The sequence below is a fragment of the Romboutsia sedimentorum genome (assembly GCF_030131845.1).
In the GTDB taxonomy this organism is placed as follows: Bacteria; Bacillota; Clostridia; order Peptostreptococcales; family Peptostreptococcaceae; genus Romboutsia_D; species Romboutsia_D sedimentorum.
In genome coordinates this window covers 888,001-913,607 of sequence record NZ_JASKYM010000001.1, presented here as the reverse complement: position 1 = coordinate 913,607, position 25,607 = coordinate 888,001, and the positions used below count along the sequence as shown (strand labels likewise).

The following is a 25,607-nucleotide window of genomic DNA, read 5'->3' as shown; positions in this document are numbered from 1 at the left end:
ATGTATAAATACAAAGATATTATAGTAACAGAATCTAATGTTGAAAAAATAGAAAATGATATAATCTATACAATAGAAAATTTTGATATTGAACAAATAGAAAATATAAAAGAAATAGATTATTTTATAGAAAATGTTTCGTATATACAACAAGGTAAAAAAGAATTATTAGAATTATTGTCATATACAAAATATAAACTAGGAGAATATCTACTGTCTTTTCAATACGGTTTTGAAAGTTTTAATTTTAACAAAAATAGTACGGGGATAATATACTCTATATTGTCTCTATTAAACTTAAATTTATATGAACAAGCATATTTTATTTTCATTAAGAACAAAGAAACAATAATAGATATAATAAACGCAGATAAATGCAATGCAAATGACGTTATAAATATACTTATATATTTTAGTATTGATATAACTTTAATAGATAACGTAAGCAGTAAAATCGAAGAATTACTAGATAAAAGAAAAAAATATATATATATTTTAATGAACTTAATAAGAGATAGAAAAAAAACTATTTTAAAAGAAATAGATTATAATAATGTGAACTATGAAGATCTAAATATGTATAAAGAAAAAATGTCGGATATACTTAGTATGTTAAGAGATTTAGATTTACATCAACTATCAGATTTGTGTAAATTAAAATTAGAAAACAGCTGTAATGACAAAGATATCTACAACATGCTTCCTTGTGATAATATAGAAAAATATATAAGCAAAATTTTATTAGATGAAATAGACTTAACTAAAAAACAGAAAAACTATATACCGTCTAAAATAAGCAAATATGACTTTGAAGATGAGAATATAAAGATAATAAGTTATAAATCTAAAAATTTAGTTAGTATGCATTTTATAAAGCTTAAAGATGAATATTTGATAATCGATTGCGGTGCACAAATATCAAATATGAAGGTTCAAAAGATAGACATAGAAAATTTTTTATTGGAAAATGACATAGCAATAGATAAAATAAAGGCAATTATAATAAGCCATGCACATTTAGATCATTATGGAAGTTTGGATATAATGCAAAAATATGTTAGTGAAATTTATATGACTAAAGATACACATCGTATCATAAATATTGTAGGAAAAAACATTGAAATAGACAATGATAAGTTAAGATTAAAAAAGGATAATGATGAGTTTTATATTGGAGATTTAAAAATTAAATTTTTTCAAACTAATCATATAAAAGGATCTATTGGAGTTTTTATAGAAGCTTTTGGAAAAAAAATAGTGTATACAGGAGATTTTTCTTTTAACAGACAATCTACAACTCAATACATAAATGAAAATGATTTTTATGAATTTCAAAATGCAGATTATCTTATAATGGAAACTACATGTGGTTATAAAAATATTGAATTACCTTATATTTATAATAAAAAACTATTTAATTATTTTATAAATTTATCATTGAAAAATGATAAAAAAGTAATTATTCCATCGTTCTCGATTGGTAAGGCTCAAGAGTGTTATGACCTAATAACCAAAAGTACGATAAAAGGAAATGTATTAATGGATGGAAGTGCTATAAAAATTAATGAATATTATAATAAAATTGAAAAAAACATAATAGCTAATAATGAATTGAAGTACAATAAACATAAGACAATTGAAAAAAAATATTATGAAAATGACATAATAATAGTTAGTGCTGGACTAATAAAAGATATAAGTTTAGCAGAAAAATATTATGAAATGGCACTAAAAGATAAAAATATGGTGACTATTTTAAAATGTGGGCCAATAGATAAATATACATTAGAACGAAAATTAAAACCTTATGACTCTGTTGATATAAATTTAATAGATATTAGCTTATCGTCTCATGCACACTATGAAGACTTAATTAAAACTATAAATATGATTAGGCCTAAGAACTTAATAATGGTTCATGGAAAAGGAATAAAGATGTATGATTGAGGAGAAACCTAAAATATAAAATCCCCCTTAGAGTAGAATGTAAAAGTATCTACTTTAAGGGGGATTTTATATTTTATTTTTTTCTATTTTTAAAACGACGGTTTTTATTAGAATAAATATTCTTAGTATTTTTTCTTCTTCGTTTAGTTTTTTTTCTAACAATAATAAATATAATAAATATTATTATGAATGATAAAGCTGCAATACCTATTTTAATAGCTGCCATTATTGATTTGTTTTCAGTAACAGAAGCAAATATACTGTTAACATTATCTTTAGCGATTAAATTTATGGTATGAGTAGCTTTATTTCCCTTATACACTTCTAAAGTACCTACTTTATCTCCCTTTCGAATAGGTAAATTAATGTTATCTAATTTTATTTTTGTAGTATATTCATTTTCTTTAGTTCCTTTGGGTAATACCAATTTATAACTATATTCAGGTTCATAAATTAATTCCTTTTGCTTACTAAATAAAACTTTTTTATTCTTTATGTAATCTTCTTTGTTAACTATAGTAGTAGAATGAAAATTATCAAATCCGTAATCTAATAAAGTTCTAGAATCTAGATATAAATCATTCCCGCTAGACTTAAATACTGATGAAATTAATCTCATGTTATTTTTAACTCCACTAGATAAAAGACACCTACCTGCATCATCAGTATAGCCAGTTTTTATACCATCAATTATATCGTAATTGATGTCTATTTGCTGACCGTTATAGTTAATCTTTTCATTTGAAGTTAAAAACTTATTAGTGTTTACAAAATACCTTTCATAAGTATATGCTTCACTAGGCTTAAAAGTTATAGATTTAGTTTTAACAATATTTCTAAAAACTTCACTATTCATTGATTCCCTTGACATAAGAGCCATATCGTATGCAGTAGTATAATGTTTTGCATCTGGTAGTCCGTTGGGATTATCAAAATTAGTGTTTTTAGCTCCGATAGCTTTAGCCTCTTTATTCATTAACTTACAAAACTCATTCACAGACCCACTAACATAATTAGCTAAAACAACAGCTACATCGTTAGAGGAATGTACTAATAAACCTTCTAATAATTGCTTAACAGTGAAAGATTCACCATTTTTTAAGTACATACTAGAGCCATCTATAGGTGGCAAGTCTTTTATTTTAACTACTTGATTTAAATCCGGGACATGTTTTATAACTAAATAAGCTGTCCAAGCTTTAGTAGTTGAAGCTGGATAAAGTTTGGCATTACCGTTTTTGCTATATAAAACTTTTCCAGTTTCATAGTCCATTAAAACTGCATATTTAGCAGTTAAATCAAGTTTTGCATCATCAGCAAATGACTTATCCGTAGTACCTAAAAAAGAGGTAAATGCTATCAGAAAAGCTACTAAAAGTGATAGAATTTTTTTCATTTGATACCTCCAAATTTAAAATTTATATTTTAGTATAACATATTTTCGTCAATAATTGAAATGAAGGAGTGATTTAGTTTTGAATAAAGTTAATAAGATTACGGTGTTTTTAGCAATAATTATAGTAAGTTTAGCTACAATTTTATTGAAACAAAATATAGGTGTTAAAGAAAATGTGCATGTGGTTAGCAAAAGTGAAGAAGAAAGAAAAGATACACCTCAAAATCAAAATTTAAAAACAAATGAACAACAAGTTAAACCGAAAAAAAAAGAAAAGGAAAGTACAAGTAACGAAATGATAACAATATTTATAAGTGGTGAAGTTAAAGAACCAGGTGTTGTAACAATAGAGGGCAATAAAAGACTGTCTGATGCCATAGATAAGTTAGGTGGGTTTACAAGTGAAGCTAACTTAAATAAAATTAATTTAGCTATGAAAATTGAAGATGAGAAACACTATATTATACCTAAAATAGGTGAAGATGTTGAAAATACACCAAAAGACATAGATGAATCAAAATCAGTAGAAAGTAAAAGTGAAGATTCTAAAATAAATATAAATACAGCAAATATACAAGAATTAGATGAATTGCCAGGGGTAGGGGAAGCAACAGCAAATAAAATAATAAGTTATAGAGATGAAAAGGGTAAATTTAATAATATTGAAGAAATAAAGAATGTAAATGGAATAGGGGATAAAAAATATGAAGATATAAAGGAAATGATTAATATAAACTAAAATACATGTAAATCAAAAGTAAATAAATGAAAGAAATATAGTAAAATATGATATTATAGGTTTATGTAAAACAAAGGTCAAGGAGAAATAAAAATGGAAAATTTAAAAAAACTTACAGATATGACAACTTCAGGTGGATGAGCGGCAAAAATAGGGCCAGAGGTTCTGGCTTCAGTGTTATCTCAATTACCTAAAAATGAAAATAATGATAAATTATTAGTAGGATTAGAAACTTCAGATGATGCAGCAGTATATGAATTAAATGAAGAAACTGCATTAATTCAAACATTAGATTTTTTTACACCTATGATAGATGACCCATATATATTTGGGCAAATAGCAGCATCAAATGCATTGTCAGATGTTTATGCTATGGGAGGAACTCCAATAGTGGCAATGAATATAGCTTGTTTTCCAGCATGTCATGATATGGATGTGTTAGCAAAGATATTAAAAGGTGGATTTGATAAAGTAAAAGAAAGTGGAGCTCTTTTAGTAGGAGGACACACTGTAGATGATAAAGAACCTAAGTATGGGTTATCTGTTTCTGGATTAGTTCATCCTAAAAAAGTTTTATCTAATGCAACAGCAAAGGTTGGAGATAAACTAGTTATAACTAAGCCGATTGGTGTTGGTATATTAAACACAGCCATGAAAGAGGGACTAATAGAAAAGTGTTTATCAGACAAGGTTATAGAAGTTATGATTCATTTAAATAAATATGCAGCTATGAGTTTTAACAATATAGAGGTTAACTGTGCTACAGATGTAACGGGTTTTGGGCTTTTAGGGCATGCTCTAGAAGTTGCAAAAGCATCCAATGTAAGCATAGAGATAGATTCAAAAGAAGTTCCAATATTAGAGGGTGCTGTTGATATGGCGCAAATGGGAATTATACCTGCGGGAATGTATAGAAATAAAGAATATGTTGGTAAAGATGTACAAATGAAGGATATAGAGACGTTAGTAGAAGATATATTATATGACCCTCAGACATCAGGAGGACTATTAGTATCAGTTAATCCTGACTTAGCAGATATGCTTGTTGAAGATATGAAAAAAAATGGGTCAATAGAAGCTAAAATAATAGGTGAAGTAAAATCAAGGGGAGATAAATACATTACTGTTATTTAAAATTAAAATAAGAAAGAGTGATTAACTTGAATAAAAGAGAACTATTTGCTATGTTACCATCAGTAGATGAAGTAATAGGGGATAAGAGGATAATAGATATATTAAGCAAATTTCCTAGAAGTTTAGTTTTAGAATCGATAAGACAAGTAATAGGGTTAAAGAGAAGCGAAATTTCAAATTTAAGCAATGATAATGAAAAAGTAGACATGTCATTTGATACTATAGTAGAGGATTGTATAAATAAATCTAAAATAAGTTATTCTTTATCGCTAAAGAAAGTAATAAATGCCACAGGAACAGTTGTACATACAAATTTAGGAAGGTCATTACTTAGCGAAAGTATAAAAGATGAATTATGGAGTTCTGCATCTAGATATTCTAACTTAGAGTACAATTTAGAAGAAGGTGAAAGAGGTTCTAGATATACTCATTTAACAGAAACTATAAAAAGACTTACAAAAGCAGAAGATGTATTGGTAGTTAATAATAATGCAGCAGCGGTTCTTCTTGTTTTAAATACATTAGCTAAAGAAAAAGAAGCCATAGTATCTAGAGGTGAACTAGTAGAAGTCGGAGGTTCATTTAGAATACCGAGTATAATGGAACTTAGTGGAGCTAAGCTAGTAGAAGTTGGAGCAACTAACAAAACTCATTTAAAGGACTATGAAAACGCTATAAGTGAAGAAACAAAAGTATTAATGAAGGTACATACGAGTAATTACAGGATATTGGGATTTACAGAAAATATAGAGATAAAAGAACTATCAGTACTTGGTAAAAAATATAATATACCGGTTATAGAAGATTTAGGTAGTGGCATTTTCGTAGATTTATCAAAATATGGTCTATCATATGAACCAACAGTACTGGATTCTATAAATCAAGGTGCAGATATAGTTACTTTTAGTGGTGATAAAATGCTTGGGGGTCCTCAAGCAGGTATAATCGTAGGTAAAAAAGAATACATACAAAAAATGAAAAAAAATCAGCTTACAAGAGCCTTAAGAGTAGACAAGCTTACTATCTGTGCTCTAGAGGCAACTCTTAGAATGTATCTAGATGAAGAGAAAGCTATAAAAGAAATACCTACATTGAGAATGCTTACATATAAAATTGAAGAGCTAGAAGAAAAAGCGAATAATTTACTAAATAAAATAAAAATATTGAATCTAAGTGCAAATATTAATATAGAAGATGGATTTTCTCAAGTTGGCGGAGGTTCTATGCCTTTAGAAACAATAAAAACAAAGGTGATAGCAATAACTCCTAACAATATGAATGTATCTAAACTAGAGCAAAAGCTACGACTAAGTGAATCGCACATAGTAGCTAGGGTATATGATAATAAATATGTACTTGATGTAAGAACCATATTTGAAGATGAATACGATGATATTGTAAATGAACTAGAGAAAGCTTTTAAATAAAAAGCTTTGATAGGGGGTTAAACATGAAAAACATAGTAATAGGAACAGCAGGACATATAGACCATGGTAAGACAACTCTTATAAAAGCACTTACAGGAAGAGAGACAGATACTTTAGCAGAAGAAAAAAAGAGAGGTATATCAATAAATCTAGGATTTACTTATTTTGATTTACCTAGCAATAAAAGAGCTGGTATTGTAGATGTTCCAGGACATGAGAAGTTTATAAAAAATATGCTAGCAGGTGCATCGGGATTAGATATGGTGTTGTTTGTTGTATCGGCAGATGAAGGTGTAATGCCTCAAACAGTTGAGCATTTAGATATTTTAAGTTTTTTAAATATAAAAAATGGAATAATAGTTTTAACAAAATGTGATACAGTAGATGATGAATTTATAGAATTAGTAAAAGAAGATATAAAGGAAAAAGTGAAAGGAACTTTTCTTGAAGATGTAGATATTATAGAAGTTGATTCTGTATCTAAAAGAGGTATAGAGAAGCTTATTAATAAAATTGATTATATTAGCAATGAAATAGAAGAAAGTAATGAAAATTCTCCAGCTAGGCTTAATATAGATAGAGTATTTTCAGTAAAAGGATTTGGAACAGTAATAACAGGTACGCTAATAGAAGGAAAAATTAGCATAGAAGATGAACTTGAGATATATCCTAAAGAATTAAAAACTAAAATTAGAAGCATACAAGTACATGGAGAAACTGTTAATACAGCTTATGCAGGCCAAAGAACAGCGATTAATATTTCTAATGTTAAAGTTGATGAAATACAAAGAGGAGATGTGCTAGCATCTAAAAATTCACTAGAAGATGTAATGATGATAGATGTAAAAATATCTTTAGTAAATCATTCTGATAAAACTTTAAAGCATTGGGATAGACTTAGATTGTACCATGGAACAAAAGAAATACTTTGTAGAGCAGTTCCTCTAGATAAAGAAATAATAGAAACTGGAGAAAGTGGATATGTTCAGTTAAGATTAGAAGAAAAAATAGTAGTTAAAAAAGGAGATGCATTTGTAGTTAGATGTTATTCACCTATGGAGACTATTGGTGGGGGTATTGTTATTGATACAGCACCTAAAAAACATAAGAGATTTGATGAAAACGTAATAAAAGCCCTTAAAGTGAAAGAAAAGGGCGAGCTAAAAGACATATTGGAAGAGTACCTAAAAAGAGGTATTAATTTCTATCCGACAAAAAAAGAAATAATGGCTTATAGTGGAGATAGTGAAGAAAATATAAATAATGCATTAGAAAAATTAATTAAAGAGGAAAAAATTATACTAATTAATAATATATATATGCATATTAACCAATATAGATTATTAGAGGAAAACTCTATAAAACTTTTAACTGATTATCACAAAAAACATAGACTTAAAAAAGGTATATTAAAAGAAGAATTTAGATCTAAAATAGAAAGTAAATTTAAAACAAAAGAAATAGATATATTAATAGATAAATTAAATAATGAAAAGAAAATAAAGCTAGAAGCAAATTTAGTTTCATTATATGAATTTAAAGTTGTTTTAAATGATAGACAAAAAGAAATAAAAAATAAAATAAGTAATATTCTTAAAAAAAATGCTATGGACTCACTTTTAACCATAGAGGAGATATGCAAAGGCGATCATTATTATCAAGAAGTTATAGAGTCAATGATAGGTTATGATATTGAAAAATTAGATGATACATATATAATGGACAAACAAATATATCTAAAAGTAAAAGAAGATTTAATTGAATATCTAAAAGTAAATAATGAAATAACATTAGGTGAGTATAGAGATTTGGTTAATTCAAGTAGGAAAAACTGTATGATTATATTAGAGAATTTTGATAGAAATAAGATAACAAAAAGAAATGACAATAAAAGAATATTATTTTAGAAAAAAATGTAAAAAAATAAATAAAAGTGATATAATGTAGAGGTAAAATACCAGGTTAAGTATAAATAATTAATAATATACATAACTTGGTATTTTATAGTTTAACACTAAATAAAGGTGTTGAGTAATTTGGAATAAAAGGGAGAGATAAGGAGTGGAGGTTACAACACTTAGTATAAAAAGGGAAAGTAATAAAGAAAAATTAAGTGTTTTATTAATATTTTTTATATCGATAGTAGTTTTATTTTTAATAAAAGATGTAAAAAAATACAGAATTTTTGTACATGGAATATATGCAACATTTTTAATAGCTATGGGGATAATTGTGTTCAACACAATTAAATTTAATGTGAACAGGTTTTCTATATTTTTAGGTAGTATAGTTGCGCTAACTGGGATTTTAGAAATTATATATGTATTTATTTGCTTAAACAGTTCTGATAATATATATTATTCTTTTGATTTTATGATGTTATTAGCTATTGCTACAGATTTATTCCCAATAATAGGGATATATATGAGTATTAAATATATAAGACAAAATAAAGAGATTTCAAAAAATACAATATTAACATTTTTAATGAATGTAACAATTATAAGTTTACTAATATTGTCTATAAAAGTTTTTAAGCTTATGAATAATATGGCAATGGATATGATACTGTTTTATATAGAAGGCATAATAAGTTTATTTATATTATTTATTGCAATTCTTATAAACAAAAATATAAATCAAATAGGAACAGAACTTGATGATTATGAAAAAAAATTTTTAAAAAAAATAATAACTATAATTGTTTTATCAAGAATTCCTGCAACAGCACATATTTTCATACGAAATTTTTATGTAGAAGATATGTTAAAGCAAGTAATGAATAATTTTGCTATATATTATTTATACAAATATATAGTACATACAAATATAAAAAAGCCATATCTTAAATTAAATCAAATAAACACTCAATTAATTCAAAAATCTAATATTTTAAGACATAAAAATCAAAATTTAATAAAAGAAACGTGCAATATAGAAAAATTAAGAAATATGCTTATATATAAAGAATTAAAGTTACAGTCGACTTTAGACTCAACTGAAAATTGTATAATAGTTTTTAATGATAAACAAGAAATAGCTTATGCAAATAAAACTTTTGTGCAAACCTTTAAAAAGGATAATCTAGATGAAAATTATAAGATAGAAAGAGATATTAAGCCTATAATTAAAAATTATTGTGATTTTATCAAAAATATAGATGATTCATTTAAATTTAATAAAAATATAGAAGATATGATTTTTACAGAAGACAATAAAGTATTTCAATCTATATTTACACCGCTGGTGATAAAAAATGAAACTCAAGGTACTTTATGTATATTGATAGATAAAACTAAGAAAAAAGAATTTGAAAAAAAGATAAAAGAAGCTAACACAAGATATGAAAGATTCTTAGAAAGTATTGGAGATGGAATTGTAGTTATTCAAAATGACAAGAAAATTTATGTTAATAAAGCTTGTAAAAAAATATTTAAAGACAAATTAAATGAAATTAAGTTTGATATATATTCTGAAAATGACAATTTAGAAGAATGTTACGAAATTGATGGCAAAATGGTATATGTAGAAATGAATTTTTCGAAATATACAAAAAATAATGAAGACAAAATAATAATAGTTATAAGAGAAATAACAAATAGAAAAAAAGCACAATTAAAGCTAAAGGAAAATCAAAAATCATATGCAAAATTTATAGATATATTACCTGATGGAATTTGTTTAGTAGATAAAAATTTAAAAATAAGTTATGGTAATCAATCTTTATTAAATATGCTACAAATAGAAAGTATGAAAACTATAAAAGGTCTAAATATAAATAAAATAATAAGTTTAAGCATAGAAGATGAATTTTTATTTGATAGTAAAATGAAGAAAGTAATGCATGAAAATAAGTACATGCTATTGCTTGAGCATGAGTTAATAAAATATGATAAAAATAAAATACAAGTAGAAGTTAATGCGCTGCCTTTTTTTGTGGATGAAAATAAACATATAATGCTTATAATAAAAGATTTAACGTATAAGAAAACATCTCAGATGGCTGAGAAAGAAATATTAGATAGACTTAAAACAGATAAAATAAAAACTGAATTTTTTGCTAATATGTCTCATGAATTAAAGACACCATTAAATGTTATATCAAGTTCAAATCAGTTGATAGATGCTTTACATAAAAACGGTAAAATTGAAGATTATAATGATAACATGAAATCACATATAGAACTGGTTAGACAAAGTTCTTATAGGTTACAAAGACTGATTAGTAATATAATAGATTTAACAAAGATGGAATCTGGACTTTATAAATTAAAATTATCTAAACATAATATTATAAGTGTTGTAGAAGATCTATTTATGAAGGTTGATGAATATGCAAGAAAAAAAGATATAAGTATTATATTTGATACTGATAATGAAGAAATAAACTTAAGTATAGATAAAATTGAGATAGAAAGAATTATGTTGAATTTATTGTCTAATTGCATTAAATTTACAGATAGAGGTGGCTGTATATGTGTAAACATATATGATAAAAAAGATAGCTTAATGATATGTGTAAAAGATAACGGCGTTGGAATACCTGAAAATAAAATAAATATAATTTTTGAAGAATTTGCTCAAGTGGATAAGACGCTTTCTAGAAAAACAGAAGGAAGCGGAATAGGTCTTTCTATAGTTAAAAATTTAGTGGAATTACATCAAGGAAGTGTATCAGTTAAGAGTAAAGAAGGAAGTGGAGCTGAATTTATAATAATAATTCCGATAGAAAATATAAGTAATGGAGACTATAAAGAAGATAAAAGAATTTATAATATTGATGAAAAGATAAAAATGGAGTTTTCGGATATATATTATTAAATTTTATATTTAATAATATATGTATTAAAGTTATTAGTTAAGAAAAAATATTTATAAATAAAAGTAGGTGGATTTATGATTAAACTTAATAATGATTGGGATGAATTACTAAAAGATGAATTTGAGAAGACTTATTACTTAAATTTAATGGAATTTCTAAAACATGAGTATAGTGAAAAGACAATATATCCTAGTATAAATAATATGTATGATGCATTAAAGAAAACATCATATAAAGATACAAAGGTATTAATACTTGGGCAAGATCCTTATCATGGAGAAAATCAAGCTAATGGATTAGCATTCTCAGTACAGCCTGGTGTTAGAACTCCACCATCTTTGTTAAATATATACAAAGAATTAAATTTAGAATTAGGATGTTTTATACCTAATAATGGGAATTTAATTCCATGGGCAAATCAAGGCGTATTATTGTTAAATACTGCGTTAACAGTTAGAGCTCATGAAGCAAATTCTCATAAAGGACAAGGATGGGAAATTTTTACGGATGAAATAATTAAAATATTAAATAAAAGAAGTGAACCTTTAATATTTGTGTTATGGGGAGCTAATGCAAGAAAGAAAAAAGAATTTATAACATCAAAACAACACTATATATTAGAAGCACCTCACCCAAGTCCATTGTCTGCTAGAAGAGGATTCTTTGGATGTGGACATTTTTCTAGGATTAATGAAATACTTGTGGGCTTACAAAAAGATAAAATAGATTGGCAAATACCGAATATATAGTAAAATAAAGAATTAAAATAGGTACAGCATTTTGCTGTGCCTATTTTAATTCTTTATTAAAGTGACATTAATAGATAGGAAATACTAAAATAACAAACAGTTTGTAACTCTTTGTACAACCTTTTAATAGGATATATTAAAAGAAAAGGAGGATAATTATGAAAATTACTACATTACAAGCTAAACAAGTGAAAAAAATGATAGATAATTGCGAATTCGACTTAATTATAGATTTAAGAACAGTAGATAATTATTTAAAAGGTCATATTCCAGGGGCTATAAATATACCTATAAATGAGATAACTGATAAATTAGAATTTTTAAGTGAATACAAAGATAAGCACGTTATTTTATATTGTGGAATTGGTAGTCAAAGTAAAAGTGCCTGTAAAGTTTTAGCGTTAAATGGCTTTGATAAACTATATAATTTAGCAAATGGAATGAAAACGTATACGTATGATTTAGAATCATAAAATATTACAGAAATGTAACTAGTATGAAATATGCTGTAAGTGTTGAAAATACATGTTGAGCATATTTCATTTTTTTTGTCAAGTTGACATGTGGTATCAAAAAGGTTACAATTTATACATAAACAGTAAATAAGAACTAATCTTAAAATAAATTTTAAAAAATCGATGGAGGAGGCAATTATGAATTTAAAAAATAATAAGAAATTGAAATTATCTATATTTACAGCTATATTATCTCTTGGGATTTTAGGTGGAGGTTACTTTATATTAAATAAAGAAGTAACATTGGTAGTAAAGGGTGAAGAACGTGTAGTATCTACATTTAAGCCTAACGTTAAAGAACTATTAGACGAACAAAATATTAAATATGATGGAAATGACATAATAAATTTATCGTTAGACAGTAAACTAACAGATAAATCTAAAATAGAAGTCATAGATGTTAAGGAAGAAACTATAAAGGAAAACAAAGAAGTTCCTTTTGAAGTAAACATAGTTGAAGATAAAGACTTAGCTAAAGGTGAAAGTGAAATATCTACAGAAGGTAAAACTGGAAAAAATGAATTAGTTTATAAAGTAACTTATCATAATGACAAAAAAATAGAAAAAAAATTTATTGAAGAAGTAGCATTAGCTAAGCCTATAGATAAAGTTGTTAGAAAAGGTACTAAGGTAGAAGTTAAAGAGGAAGTTAAAGTAGCATCATCTAGAGGAGAGAATATAAGAACTAATTTGCGTTCAAATGATAATAAATCAGAATCAAGAAGTACTGCGTCAAATAATAACTCAAACAATAATTCAAATAGTGATGGAAAAAGAATGCAAGTTGTAGCGACTGCATATACAGGACACAGTATAACTTCTACAGGAACAACTCCAAAATGGGGGACAATAGCTGTAGATCCAAGTGTTATACCTTATGGAACAAAAGTATATATACCTCAATTTGGTAGAACTTTTATAGCAGAAGATTGTGGTAGTGCTATAAAGGGAAACAAAATAGATGTATATATGAATGATGAAAGTTCAGTTTATAGCTGGGGAAGAAAAACAATAGATATATATATAGTTGGATAAAAATAAAAAAGTAGCTTAAAGCTACTTTTTTTATTTTAAGTTTAAAAATTAAAATTGTTAATCAATTTAAATATAAAATAAAAATTAAATTTATTGACAAATCATATTGAAATTATAATGTAAAGATGATATTATAGAAAAAGAACGACATATATGGGAGTGGATGGGTGCTGGTGTGCCCTCTAGTCTTCAAAACTAGTATGAGGAGTTAAGAGCTTCTTAGGTGGGTTCGACTCCCACGCATTCCCGCCAATATAAAAAGAACTCCAATGAGTTCTTTTTTTTGTATGTTTAATTGATGTTTGTTTATAGAATTAGAATGCTATATTAAGTAGTATTTAGGAGGGATTTAATGTTTTCTATACCCAATATAAAAAAAGCAAAAGAAGTAATGAATAATAAATTTATTATTTTAAAGAAAGATAACAAAGTAGGTACTACTATAGATTTACTTATGAAAAGTAATGAAAGAGAAGTAATAATTGAAGGTGACGATGGAAAAATTGAAGGTATAGTGTCTTTAACTGATATTTCACATGCGTCAAAAAATAATAAGAACTATAAAGAAATGATGCTCTGTGAAGTTATGGCAAAGGATATAATATATGCAAATAAAGAAGTTAGATTAGATGAATGTAGAGATATAATGATAAAAAATAATATTGGTATTTTACCAGTTTTAGAAAATGGAAAGATCATAGGTGTAATAAACCAAAAGCACATAAGAGATTTCTTGTATATGGAAGTTGAAAACTATGGCGTGAAAATTGAGTGTATAATAGGTCAAATCAAAGAAGGAATATGTGCGCTGAATAAAGATGGAACTGTTGTCCTTTGGAACAAATTTATGGAAGAGCGATATGATATAAGTGCAGAAAAAATATTAGGTGATAAAATAGATAACCATCTTAAAGATACAATTTCATATGGAGTATTAGCTACCAAACAAAGAGAAAGTGGTGTATATCAGGTTAAAGGTAAGGAAGTGTATGCTGTTGTAGATGCAAATCCGATGTTTATTAATTCTGAATTTGTTGGAGTTGTTTGTACAGAAGTTGATGTTACGGAAGTTAAAAAGTTATCACAGAAACTGAGAAATACAGAAAGTAAATTAAGATATCTTGAAGATGAAGTTAAAAACTTATCTAATACAACATTTAAGAATATAATAGGAAAAAGCTATAAATTAGAAAAAGCAAAAGAAAAAGTTAAAAAAGTTGCTAATACAACAAGTAGTATATTTATTTTTGGAGAGAGTGGTACAGGTAAAGAAGGATTTGCAAGAGCTATACATGATTATAGTAATAGACAAGGCAAATTTATACCTGTTAACTGTAGTGCGATACCATCAGAATTATTTGAAAGTGAGTTCTTTGGATATGAGTCGGGGTCATTTACAGGTGCTAATAAAAATGGTAAAAAAGGTATTTTTGAGTTATCAGAAAAAGGAACTATATTTCTAGATGAAATTGCAGATTTACCTTTAAGTATGCAAGCTAAATTACTTAGAGTTCTTGAGGAAAAAGAAATAAGAAGAATTGGCGGAGAAAAAATTATAAATGTGAATTCTAGAATTATATCTGCTACTAATAAAAATTTATTAGAATTGATTAAACAAGATAAATTTAGAGAAGATCTATATTATAGGTTAAATGTAGTTCAAATTGATTTGCCTCCTCTTAGAGAAAGAAAAGAAGATATACCTATATTAGTTCATAAGTTTATACAAGAAATATGTAAACAAAATGGAAAAGAAACACTTGATATAAGTAAAGAAACTATGAAGGTATTGCAAATGTATTCTTGGAAAGGTAATATAAGGGAATTAAAAAATACTATGGAAAATTTAGTTATATTGTCTAGAGGAGATACTATTGAAATAGATGATATACCAGAATATATATTAGAATCAAGCAAAAAAATAGATCTAGGTGAAGATTATACTATGGACTTAAACAAAGCTATTGTGAAGGTTGAGGTAAATGCGATAAAAAAAGCATTGTCTATAACTAATGGAAATAAAGCTAAAGCCTCTAAAATTCTTAACATACCTAGAACTACATTATATTACAAAATGGAGCAATATAAGATACAAAATGTCGAAAAATAGACAATGGTCGAAAATTCGACATTTTGTATTAAAACTATTAAATATCCTTAAACTAACGTGTACTATCTATAATCAACAATAAAAAGCTATTGATAAACAAAAAAACGTCAATTTACTGACGTTTTTATAGAAAAAAACAATTTCCTATATGTTTAGTATAGAAAAAAACTATGTTATTTTAAAAAAATATATAAGATATTTACATGTAATTTGTCTAAAAAACACTGTTTTATAAAATAATTCTAAAAAAAATCATAAAAAAGAATCGATTTTGAAAAGTTGGCATAAAATATGCTTATATAAATAGTGTGAAAGAAAATAGTCACGGGGTGAAAAATTATGAAAATAAAAATAGAATTAAAACAGCACGTAGGTGTACCTTGTAACCCTATTGTTGAGGTTGGAGAAAACGTTAAAAAAGGACAACTTATAGCGCAACCTCAGGGATTAGGAGCAAATATACATGCAAGTGTATATGGTAAAGTTAGTGATATAACAGAAACATCTATATTAATAGAATCTGATGAAAACCAACCAGATGAGTATGTGAAGTTAAAAGACACAGAAAATCACTTAGAAACTATAAAAGAGGCTGGTATAGTTGGAGCAGGTGGAGCAGGTTTCCCAGCACACGTTAAATTCAATGTGGATCTTAGCGGAGGATACGTTATAGCTAATGCAGCAGAATGTGAACCTGTTTTAGGTCACAATGTAGAGCTTATGGAAAGTAACCCTGAAATTTTAGTTAAAGGATTAAAATATATCCTTGATATAACTAAAGCTGATAAAGCTTATATAGCTATAAAGCCAAAATATAAAAAAGCTATGATAGCATTAGCAAAGGCTTGTAAAAATGAAGACAAAATAAAACTTAAATATTTACCAGATATGTACCCAGCTGGAGATGAAAGAGTTATAATAAGAGAATTATTAGGAGTAACTCTTGTGCCAGGTCAACTTCCAATAGAGGCTAAAGCTGTTGTTTGTAATGTAGAAACTATCAAAAGGGTAGTTGAGGCAATCGATAACAGAAAACCTTTTATAACTAAAGATATAACTGTTGGAGGAAGAGTAAAAGGAGCAGAAAATAATGGTAGAGTATTTATGGATGTTCCAATAGGAATGCCAATTATTAACTTTATTGAACAATGTGGTGGATATGTAAAACCTTATGGAGAAATTGTTTTAGGTGGACCTTTTACTGGTAGACACGGTGAAGAGGAAAGTCCTGTAACCAAAACTTTAGGAGGAATATTAGTATCAATGCCATTACCTAATGAAACTAAAAAATTAGGTATAATTGCTTGTGAATGTGGAGCCCAAGAAGATAGATTAAAGGAAATCGCATCTTTAATGGGAGCTGAAGTTGTAGCAGAAGAAAAATGTAAGAGAATGGTTGAAGTAAATGGCAGATTCAGATGTGATTTACCAGGAATATGCCCAGGACAAGCAGAAAAAGTATTGAAGTTAAAAAGTCAAGGAGCACAAGCAGTATTAATTGGAAATTGCGAGGACTGAACTAACACAGTGATGCAAGTGGCGCCTAGGTTAGGAATGCCTGTATACCATAGTACTGATCATGTTTTAAGAGCTTCGGGACATAAAATATATAGAAGAAAAAAATAATGCAAGGAGGTATTTGTAATGTCAATAACTGTAGAAACAGCTAAAGCTCATGCTAACGATCCAGCAATATGTTGTTGTAGATTTGAAGCAGGAACTATAATAGAACCATCAAACTTAGAAGATCCAGCAATATTTGCTGATTTAGAGGATTCTGGATTATTAACAATACCAGAGAATTGTTTAAAGATAGAGCAAGTTTTAGGAGCTAAATTAACTAAAACTGTAGATGCACTATCACCTTTAACAGCAGATTGTTTAGAGGGAATAGTAGCACAAGAAATTAAAGAGGAAGTTAAGGAAGAAACTAAAGAAGTAGCACCTGTAGCTCCAGTAGCGCAAGTAGCACCTATTAGTGCAACAACTGGACAAACAATAAAGATACATATAGGTGAAGGTAGAGATATAAACTTAGAAATACCTTTATCAGTGGCATCTCAAATGGGTGTAGCTCCAGTACAAGTACAAGAGCAAAATTCAGTAGCAATAGAAGCTACACAAGCTAATGCTGAAGTTGAAGTAGAAGCTAAACCATTAAGACAATTAACTAAGAAACATTTCAAAATAGAAAACGTTGAGTTTGGACCAGAAACTAAAATAGAAGGAACAACTCTATATATAAGAACTCCTGATGATTTAACTAAAGAAGCTATAGACAGCCAAGATTTAGTAGTAGATCTTAAGTTAGAAATAATAACTCCAGATAAATACAACACTTACAGTGAAACTGTAATGGATGTACAACCAATCGCAGCTAAAGAAGAAGGCGAATTAGGTAGTGGTGTAACTAGAGTTTTAGATGGTATAATAATGATGGTTACTGGTACAGATGAAGATGGAGTTCAAATCGGTGAATTTGGATCTTCTGAAGGTGTATTAGAAACTAACATAATGTGGGGAAGACCTGGTGCTCCTGACAAAGGTGATATATTCATAAAGACACAAGTGACAATAAAAGCTGGTACTAATATGGAAAGACCAGGACCTTTAGCTGCGCACTGTGCTAGTGATTATATAACTCAAGAAATAAGAGAAGCATTGAAGAAAGCTGATGAAGCTTTAGTAGTAGATACTGAAGAATTAACTCAATATAGAAGAACAGGTAAAAAAAGAGTTGTAGTTATCAAAGAGATAATGGGTCAAGGTGCAATGCATGACAACTTAATATTACCAGTTGAGCCAGTTGGTACATTAGGAGCTCAACCAAATGTTGACTTAGGAAATGTTCCAGTTGTATTATCTCCACTTGAAGTATTAGATGGTGGTATACATGCATTAACTTGTATAGGACCTGCATCTAAAGAAATGTCAAGACATTACTTCAGAGAGCCATTAGTAATAAAGGCTATGCAAGATGAAGAAGTAGATTTAGTAGGTGTTGTATTTGTTGGTTCTCCACAAGTAAATGCTGAAAAATTCTATGTATCTAAGAGATTAGGTATGATGATAGAAGCTATGGGTGTTGATGGAGCTATAGTAACAACTGAAGGTTTTGGAAATAACCATATAGATTTCGCATCTCACATAGAGCAAATAGGTATGAGAGGTATTCCAGTAGTTGGTATGTCATTCTCAGCTGTTCAAGGTGCTTTAGTAGTTGGTAACAAATACATGAAGTACATGATAGACAACAATAAGTCTAAACAAGGTATAGAAAATGAAATATTATCAAACAATACATTATCTCCAGAAGATGCTGTAAGAGCTTTAGCAATGCTTAAGTCTGTAATAGGTGGAGAAGAAGTAAAAGCTCCAGAAAGAAAATGGAATGCTAATGTTAAGTTAAACAACATAGAAGCTATAGAAAAAGAAATAGGACAAAAAATAGTATTAGAAGAAAATGAGCAAAGTTTACCAAAGAGTAAAAAGAGAACAGAAATATACGAAAAATAAAAAAATGCCAAGTTGAAAGAGGTAAATAATAATGGATAGATTAAAATATATCTCTACAGAAAGAATGTATGAAGGTGTTATAGTTGAGCTTACAGATGGTGGAGTTACTATAGACCTAAAAGGAAGACTTGGACAATTTAAGATACCAAAAAGAATGCTTATAACTGACTACGAACTGGAATTAGGTCTAGAAGTTGGATTTTTACTAAGCTATCCAGAGGTGTTAAGTCCAATACCTAATGCAAATTATGTAGAAAATATAAGAAGAACTGAAGAAAAGATACAAAAAATAAAAGAAAACTCTGAAAAATAGAAGGGAGAGGAAACACATGAGCCTTACAACAATAAAAGGACTTCAATCTGAAATATTTGTACCAATAACACCTCCTCCAGTATGGACTCCTGTAACTAAAGAATTAAAAGATATGACAATTGCTTTAGCTACAGCAGCTGGTGTTCACTTAAAATCTGATAAGAAATTTAATTTAGCAGGAGACACTACATTTAGAGAAATACCAAATACTGCTACAGTTGACGAAATGATGGTTTCACACGGTGGATATGATAATGGAGATGTTAATAAAGACATAAACTGCATGTTCCCAATAGATAGATTACATGAATTAGCTGCACAAGGATTTATAAAAGGTGTTGCACCTGTTCATTACGGATTTATGGGTGGTGGTGGAGACCAAACAGCTTTCACTGAAGAAAGTGGACCTGCTATAGCTCAAAAATTAAAAGAAGAAGGCGTAGACGGCGTAGTCTTAACAGCTGGCTGAGGTACTTGCCATAGAACTGCCGTGATCGTGCAGAGAGCAATAGAAGCTGCTGGAATACCTACAATAGTAATCGCAGCTTTACCACCAGTAGTTAGACAAAACGGAAGTCCAAGAGCAGTTGCTCCTTTAGTTCCAATGGGTGCTAACGCTGGGGAACCAAATAACATAGAAATGCAAACTAATATATTAAGAGATACTTTAAAGCAGTTAATAGCAATACCATCTGCTGGTAAAATAGTATCATTACCATATGAATATAAAGCTCATGTTTAAAATATAGCTTTTACTAAAACCCTTCTTCTTATTTAAGGAGAAGGGTTTATAAAAAGGTGGTAATTATGGAAGAGAAGATATTAAGAAGGCTTGTTATAAAGCCGTTTTATATTAATGAAGTTAAAATAGAATCTAAAACAATAATAAATAAAAATTCACTTTGCTTAGACGCATCAAAAATCCAATTAATAAAGGATCAAAGTGATTTAATATCAGATATAAAATTAGACATAATTAAACCTGGAGACTATGATAGAGATATAAATACTATTATGGACATCATTCCAATATCTACTAAAGTGTTAGGCAAGTTGGGAGAAGGAATAACTCATACTTTGACTGGTGTATATGTTATGTTGACGGGTGTAGATGAAGATGGTAGACAGATGCATGAGTTTGGATCTTCAGAAGGTGATCTTAAAAACCAAATTAAATTTGGAAAATATGGAACACCTTCAATAACAGATTATATTATACATATAGACGTTACTGTTAAGGGAGGGCTTCCATACGAAAGAAACCTTCCATTAGCAGCATTTAAAGCATGTGATGATTTTATACAAGAAATTAGAAATGTTTTAAAAGAAGAAGATGGCAGAAATGCTACACAAATTAGTGAATATTTTGACAAAATAAAGCCTAATGCAACCCAAAAAGTAGTTATATTAAAACAAATAGCAGGGCAAGGTGCAATGTATGACAATCAATTATTTCCAAATGAACCTAGTGGTTTAGATGGAGGAAAGTCTATAATAGATATAGCAAATGTACCTATGATTATATCTCCTAATGAATACAGAGATGGTGCCCTTAGAGCTATGACTTAGAAGAGGTGATATTATGGGAATAGGACCATCTACTAAAGAAACATCCCTTCATCATTTTAGGGATCCATTATTAGATATTGTTAGTGATGATAAGGATATCGATCTTTTAGGGATTATAGTAGTAGGAACACCTCAAGATAACAATGAAAAAGAATTTGTTGGTCAAAGAAGTGCCGCATGGATAGAAGCTATGAGGGCTGATGGTGTTATAATTTCATGTGATGGTTGGGGTAATTCTCATGTGGATTATGCTAATACTATTGAAGAGATTGGTAAAAGAAATATTCCTGTGGTAGGTCTTGCATTTAATGGAACACAAGCCAAGTTTGTTGTTACAAATAAATATATGGACACTATAGTAGACTTTAATAAGTCAGCTAAAGGAATAGAAACTGAAGTGGTCGGTGAAAATACCGTAAACCAACTAGATGCTAAAAAAGCACTGGCATTACTTAAACTAAAAATGAAGAAAAATAAGTAATATTAATAAATAATATGAGGAGGGTACATAATGAAATTTTCAAGAAGTATAAATGCGATAGATTCTCATACAATGGGGGAACCAACAAGAATAGTAACAGGTGGAATTCCTAACATAAAAGGAAACACTATGGCACAAAAAAAAGAATACTTAGAAAAAAACTTAGATTACTTAAGAACTGCTATAATGTTAGAGCCAAGAGGTCATAATGATATGTTTGGTTCTATATTAACTCAGCCAGTTAATGATGAAGCTGACTTTGGAATAATATTCATGGACGGTGGCGGATATTTAAATATGTGTGGTCATGGTTCAATAGGTGCAGTAACTGTAGCTATTGAAACAGGAATGGTAGAGAAACAAGAGCCTATAACTAAAGTAGTTATGGATACTCCTGCTGGAATAGTTAGAGCACAAGCTAAAGTTGAAAATGACAGAGTTGAAGAAGTTTCTATAGTAAATGTACCTGCATTTTTATATAAAAGAGACGTTAAAATAGAAATGCCAGAAATAGGAACTGTAACTTTTGATATATCTTTCGGAGGAAGTTTCTTTGCTATAGTTAATGCTAAACAATTAGGATTAAAAGTTGAAACTAAAAATACTCAAAAATTAACTGAAATAGCTTTAGAAATGAGAGATATAATAAACAAAACTATAGAAATACAACATCCAGAATTAGCTCATATAAACACTGTTGACTTAATTGAAATATATGATGAGCCAACTCATCCAGAAGCTACTTACAAAAATGTAGTTATATTTGGTCAAGGTCAAGTAGATAGATCTCCATGTGGAACAGGAACAAGTGCTAAACTTGCTACTTTATATTCTAAAGGTGAACTAAAAGAAAATGAATTATTTGTATACGAAAGTATATTAGGAACTTTATTCAAAGGAAGAATAGTAGGTGTTGATAAAGTAGGAGACTATGAATCAATAATACCTGAAATAACAGGTGCTGCTTATATAACAGGATTTAATCAATTTGTTATAGATGAGCACGACCCAGTAAAACACGGATTTATACTTAAATAAAACATAACATGAATACTAGTGGATTTTAATATTATTATATTTAAATCTGCTAGTAATATATTGGGAGGAATAATAAATGATAAACATAGTAAGGGTCTTGTTAGTTGCATTCACTTCAATCTTTGGATTTAGTTTCTTTAGAGATATTGCAAAAGCAAAAAGAGAAAACAGCTTTGAAGAGGTTTCAGCAAAGAAAGCTTTTGCAACAGGTTTTGCAACGGATTTCTTTGATACATTAGGAATAGGTTCTTTTGCACCAACAGTAGCAATGATGAATATTTTAAAAATGAATGTTTCAGATAGGTTAATACCAGGTACATTAAATGTATGTCATACAATACCAGTAGTAGTTGAGGCTCTTATATTTACTACAGTTATAAAAGTTGAACCAATTACACTAATAAGTTTAATTGGTGCTGCAGTTGTAGGGTCTTATGTAGGTGCAGGAGTTATATCTAAGATGGATGAGAAAAAAATACAATTAATAATGGGATTTGCATTAGCAATCACTGCAGTATTAATGTTATTAGCTCAATTAGGTTTAATGCCAGGTGGAGGAGATGCAATAGGACTAAGCGGAGTAAAATTAGCTATAGGTGTTGTTGGTAACTTTATATTAGGTGCATTAATGACAGCTGGAGTTGGATTATATTCTCCATGTATGGCTATGATATACTTCTTAGGAATGTCTCCTGACATTGCATTCCCAATAATGATGGGATCTTGTGCTATGTTAATGCCAATAGCATCAACTAAGTTTATAAAAGAAGATGCTTATGCAAAGAAAACATCTTTATTTATAACTATAGGTGGAATCATAGGTGTATTCATAGCTGCTTATATAGTTAAGAGTATGCCAATGGATATATTAAAGTGGGTAGTTATAGTAGTTATAGCTTATACTTCTGTAACAATGTTAAAGAAAGCTTTCAATAAAGAAGAAATAAAATAAATATCTAAAAAAACTATAGAAACACCAAATAAGATTTAGAATAAATCTTATTTGGTGTTTTTTATGTATTATGATAAATATTTTAGGTTTAAATAGGATTGTGCCTTGAAAATATAGTTTAAATTAGGATATACTAACTATATTAAAAATTAAAGGAGACAAAACTAAATGGAAAAAAACTTCGCGACAAGAACGAGCCTAATAGTAGGAGACGATGGTATAGAAAAACTTAAAGACTCAAATGTAATTATATTTGGTGTAGGAGGGGTAGGTAGCTTCGCAGCTGAGGCAATTGCAAGAGCTGGTGTAGGTAATCTTACAATTGTAGATTTTGATGATATTGATATAACTAATATAAATAGACAACTCCCTGCACTGCATTCTACTGTAGGAAAATATAAAGTCGAAGTTATGAAAGAAAGAATACTTGATATTAATCCTAATATAAACATTAAAGCTGTTAGAGATGTGTATAATAAAGATACAAGCGAACAGATATTATGTGAGGATTATGATTACGTAGTAGACGCTATAGATATGGTTACATCTAAAATACATCTAATAGAAACTTGCAAAGTCAAAGGGTTGGAAATAATAAGTTCTATGGGTATGGGGAATAAGTTAGACCCAACTAAAATAGTAGTTACAGACATACATAAAACTAGTATGTGTCCACTAGCTAAAGTAATGAGAAAAGAACTTAAAAATAGAAGGATAAAAAAATTAAAAGTTGTTTACTCAACAGAACAACCAATCGAATTAAAAAAGAAAATTTTAAATGGCAAAAAAATCACACCAGGAAGTACATCGTTTGTGCCTTCTGTGGGAGGTTTAACAATAGCCTCTATAGTAATAAATGACTTGCTTAATAAATAAATAGATAAACTTTAAATAATGAATAAGAAATGATTTAAATCATTTCTTATTCATTATTTGTATATATTATATCTCCATCGCTTAAAAATACTAAGTCTCCAGATAAATCAGTTCTATAAGTAATAATTTCATTATTTGATAAATTATCTAAAGTACTTTTATGAGGGTGGCCATATTGGTTTTTATAGCCGCAGGATATAACAGCTACATCAGGCGTTATTTCATTTAAAAAATCTATACTAGTAGATGAACTACTTCCATGATGACCTACTTTTAAAAAGTCCACATCTTCTAAATCGAAAGAATTTATTATATCATTTTCATTTTCAAGTTCGGCATCTCCTGTGAATAAAAAAGATTTGTTTTTAAAATCTAGTTTGAATACTATTGAATTTAAATTATTTTTTTCTTGAATGAAAGAAGGGCTCAAAACTAATAAGTCAATATAATCCTCAATTTTTATCGTATCACCTTTGTATAAGTAATTTATATTTATATCTTTGTTGCTACAAGCACGGATTAAATTTTTATAAGCTGAAGAATCTATACTTTGTTCAGGCATATATACTGAATTAACTTGAAATTTTTTAATGATGCTGTCAAGTCCTCCAATATGGTCTGAATCAGGATGTGTAGCGATTATGTAATCTATAGATTTCACTTTATGTTTTTTTAAATAACTTTTGATTATATGTTCACTATCATCTGTTCCTCCATCAACTAAAATATTTTTTGAATTAGGTGTTTGTATTAATATACTGTCTCCTTGGTCTACGTCAATTATATGGATTTTTAAATGGGAATTTTTGCTACATCCACTTAAAAATGATATTATAATAATTATTAAACAAATAATTGATTTTTTCAATTAAGTAATCACTCCGTTCGTTATATGTTTATATAAATATAATATGGGTAAAATAAATTAGTGGTTATTGTTATATCTTAGATTTTATACAAAGTAACAAAATGTAATTCAAAAAATAAA

At 28.2% G+C, this 25,607-nt stretch carries 21 protein-coding genes and 1 tRNA gene; 20 read left to right on the top strand and 2 right to left on the bottom strand.

From position 1 onward, the window contains the following. A complete protein-coding gene (locus QOZ84_RS04620; protein ID WP_284131782.1) occupies positions 1 to 1,947 on the top strand; it encodes an MBL fold metallo-hydrolase in 1,947 nt (648 codons plus the stop codon). A gap of 73 nt (positions 1,948 to 2,020) precedes the next feature. Here QOZ84_RS04620 and QOZ84_RS04615 read toward each other — a convergent pair whose 3' ends face one another. Further along, the gene (locus tag QOZ84_RS04615) at positions 2,021 to 3,343 is read right to left on the bottom strand and encodes a D-alanyl-D-alanine carboxypeptidase family protein (RefSeq protein ID WP_284131781.1); all 1,323 of its coding nucleotides are present in this window, start codon (positions 3,341 to 3,343) and stop codon (positions 2,021 to 2,023) included. Positions 3,344 to 3,422: 79 nt separating this feature from the next. Here QOZ84_RS04615 and QOZ84_RS04610 point away from each other — a divergent pair, with 79 nt between their 5' ends. The 19 genes from QOZ84_RS04610 (at position 3,423) to QOZ84_RS04520 (ending at position 24,619) form a co-directional block, all read left to right on the top strand. Beyond that, positions 3,423 to 4,082, top strand: a complete 660-nt coding sequence (locus QOZ84_RS04610; RefSeq protein ID WP_284131780.1) for a helix-hairpin-helix domain-containing protein — start codon at positions 3,423 to 3,425, stop codon at positions 4,080 to 4,082. Positions 4,083 to 4,175: 93 nt separating this feature from the next. Further along, a complete protein-coding gene (gene selD, locus QOZ84_RS04605) occupies positions 4,176 to 5,216 on the top strand; it encodes a selenide, water dikinase SelD (protein WP_284131779.1) in 1,041 nt (346 codons plus the stop codon). Positions 5,217 to 5,266: 50 nt separating this feature from the next. After that, complete coding sequence (gene selA / locus QOZ84_RS04600) at positions 5,267 to 6,643, top strand: L-seryl-tRNA(Sec) selenium transferase (RefSeq protein WP_284131890.1); 1,377 nt, start codon at positions 5,267 to 5,269, stop codon at positions 6,641 to 6,643. Positions 6,644 to 6,666: 23 nt separating this feature from the next. Beyond that, a complete protein-coding gene (gene selB / locus QOZ84_RS04595) occupies positions 6,667 to 8,550 on the top strand; it encodes a selenocysteine-specific translation elongation factor (RefSeq protein WP_284131778.1) in 1,884 nt (627 codons plus the stop codon). Positions 8,551 to 8,704: 154 nt separating this feature from the next. Continuing rightward, positions 8,705 to 11,464: an ATP-binding protein gene (locus QOZ84_RS04590; RefSeq protein ID WP_284131777.1), complete on the top strand. Its 2,760-nt coding sequence runs from the start codon at positions 8,705 to 8,707 to the stop codon at positions 11,462 to 11,464. Between the two features lie 75 nt (positions 11,465 to 11,539). Then, the gene (locus QOZ84_RS04585) at positions 11,540 to 12,214 is read left to right on the top strand and encodes a uracil-DNA glycosylase (protein ID WP_284131776.1); all 675 of its coding nucleotides are present in this window, start codon (positions 11,540 to 11,542) and stop codon (positions 12,212 to 12,214) included. Positions 12,215 to 12,372: 158 nt separating this feature from the next. Then, positions 12,373 to 12,687 carry a rhodanese-like domain-containing protein gene (locus QOZ84_RS04580; RefSeq protein WP_284131775.1) on the top strand — a complete coding sequence of 105 codons (315 nt, stop codon included), beginning with the start codon at positions 12,373 to 12,375 and terminating at the stop codon, positions 12,685 to 12,687. A gap of 180 nt (positions 12,688 to 12,867) precedes the next feature. After that, on the top strand, positions 12,868 to 13,764 hold the full coding sequence (locus QOZ84_RS04575) for a 3D domain-containing protein (protein WP_284131774.1): 897 nt from the start codon (positions 12,868 to 12,870) through the stop codon (positions 13,762 to 13,764). A gap of 155 nt (positions 13,765 to 13,919) precedes the next feature. After that, positions 13,920 to 14,016, top strand: a tRNA-Sec gene (locus QOZ84_RS04570). 100 nt (positions 14,017 to 14,116) lie between these two features. Further along, positions 14,117 to 15,874, top strand: coding sequence for a sigma-54 dependent transcriptional regulator PrdR (gene prdR / locus QOZ84_RS04565; RefSeq protein ID WP_284131773.1), 1,758 nt, complete (start codon positions 14,117 to 14,119; stop codon positions 15,872 to 15,874). A 339-nt stretch (positions 15,875 to 16,213) separates the two neighbouring features. Then, a complete protein-coding gene (gene prdC, locus QOZ84_RS04560; protein WP_284131772.1) occupies positions 16,214 to 17,500 on the top strand; it encodes a proline reductase-associated electron transfer protein PrdC in 1,287 nt (428 codons plus the stop codon). A gap of 18 nt (positions 17,501 to 17,518) precedes the next feature. Next, a complete protein-coding gene (gene prdA, locus QOZ84_RS04555; RefSeq protein ID WP_284131771.1) occupies positions 17,519 to 19,390 on the top strand; it encodes a D-proline reductase (dithiol) proprotein PrdA in 1,872 nt (623 codons plus the stop codon). A gap of 31 nt (positions 19,391 to 19,421) precedes the next feature. Beyond that, on the top strand, positions 19,422 to 19,703 hold the full coding sequence (locus QOZ84_RS04550) for a CBO2463/CBO2479 domain-containing protein (RefSeq protein WP_284131770.1): 282 nt from the start codon (positions 19,422 to 19,424) through the stop codon (positions 19,701 to 19,703). A gap of 16 nt (positions 19,704 to 19,719) precedes the next feature. Beyond that, positions 19,720 to 20,445 carry a D-proline reductase (dithiol) protein PrdB gene (gene prdB / locus QOZ84_RS04545; RefSeq protein WP_284131769.1) on the top strand — a complete coding sequence of 242 codons (726 nt, stop codon included), beginning with the start codon at positions 19,720 to 19,722 and terminating at the stop codon, positions 20,443 to 20,445. 65 nt (positions 20,446 to 20,510) lie between these two features. Beyond that, positions 20,511 to 21,272 (top strand): proline reductase cluster protein PrdD, encoded by a 762-nt coding sequence (gene prdD / locus QOZ84_RS04540; protein ID WP_284131768.1) that lies wholly within the window; start codon positions 20,511 to 20,513, stop codon positions 21,270 to 21,272. Positions 21,273 to 21,285: 13 nt separating this feature from the next. Further along, positions 21,286 to 21,753 carry a glycine/sarcosine/betaine reductase component B subunit gene (locus QOZ84_RS04535; RefSeq protein ID WP_284131767.1) on the top strand — a complete coding sequence of 156 codons (468 nt, stop codon included), beginning with the start codon at positions 21,286 to 21,288 and terminating at the stop codon, positions 21,751 to 21,753. Between the two features lie 30 nt (positions 21,754 to 21,783). After that, positions 21,784 to 22,791 carry a proline racemase gene (locus QOZ84_RS04530; protein WP_284131766.1) on the top strand — a complete coding sequence of 336 codons (1,008 nt, stop codon included), beginning with the start codon at positions 21,784 to 21,786 and terminating at the stop codon, positions 22,789 to 22,791. Between the two features lie 76 nt (positions 22,792 to 22,867). Continuing rightward, positions 22,868 to 23,743, top strand: a complete 876-nt coding sequence (locus QOZ84_RS04525) for a sulfite exporter TauE/SafE family protein (protein WP_284131765.1) — start codon at positions 22,868 to 22,870, stop codon at positions 23,741 to 23,743. A gap of 168 nt (positions 23,744 to 23,911) precedes the next feature. Beyond that, positions 23,912 to 24,619, top strand: coding sequence for a tRNA threonylcarbamoyladenosine dehydratase (locus QOZ84_RS04520; RefSeq protein WP_284131764.1), 708 nt, complete (start codon positions 23,912 to 23,914; stop codon positions 24,617 to 24,619). 46 nt (positions 24,620 to 24,665) lie between these two features. On the opposite strand, the gene QOZ84_RS04515 is transcribed toward QOZ84_RS04520, so the two are convergent. After that, entirely contained in the window at positions 24,666 to 25,487 is an 822-nt protein-coding gene (locus QOZ84_RS04515) for a ComEC/Rec2 family competence protein (protein WP_284131763.1), read from the bottom strand. Positions 25,488 to 25,607: the final 120 nt, after the last annotated feature.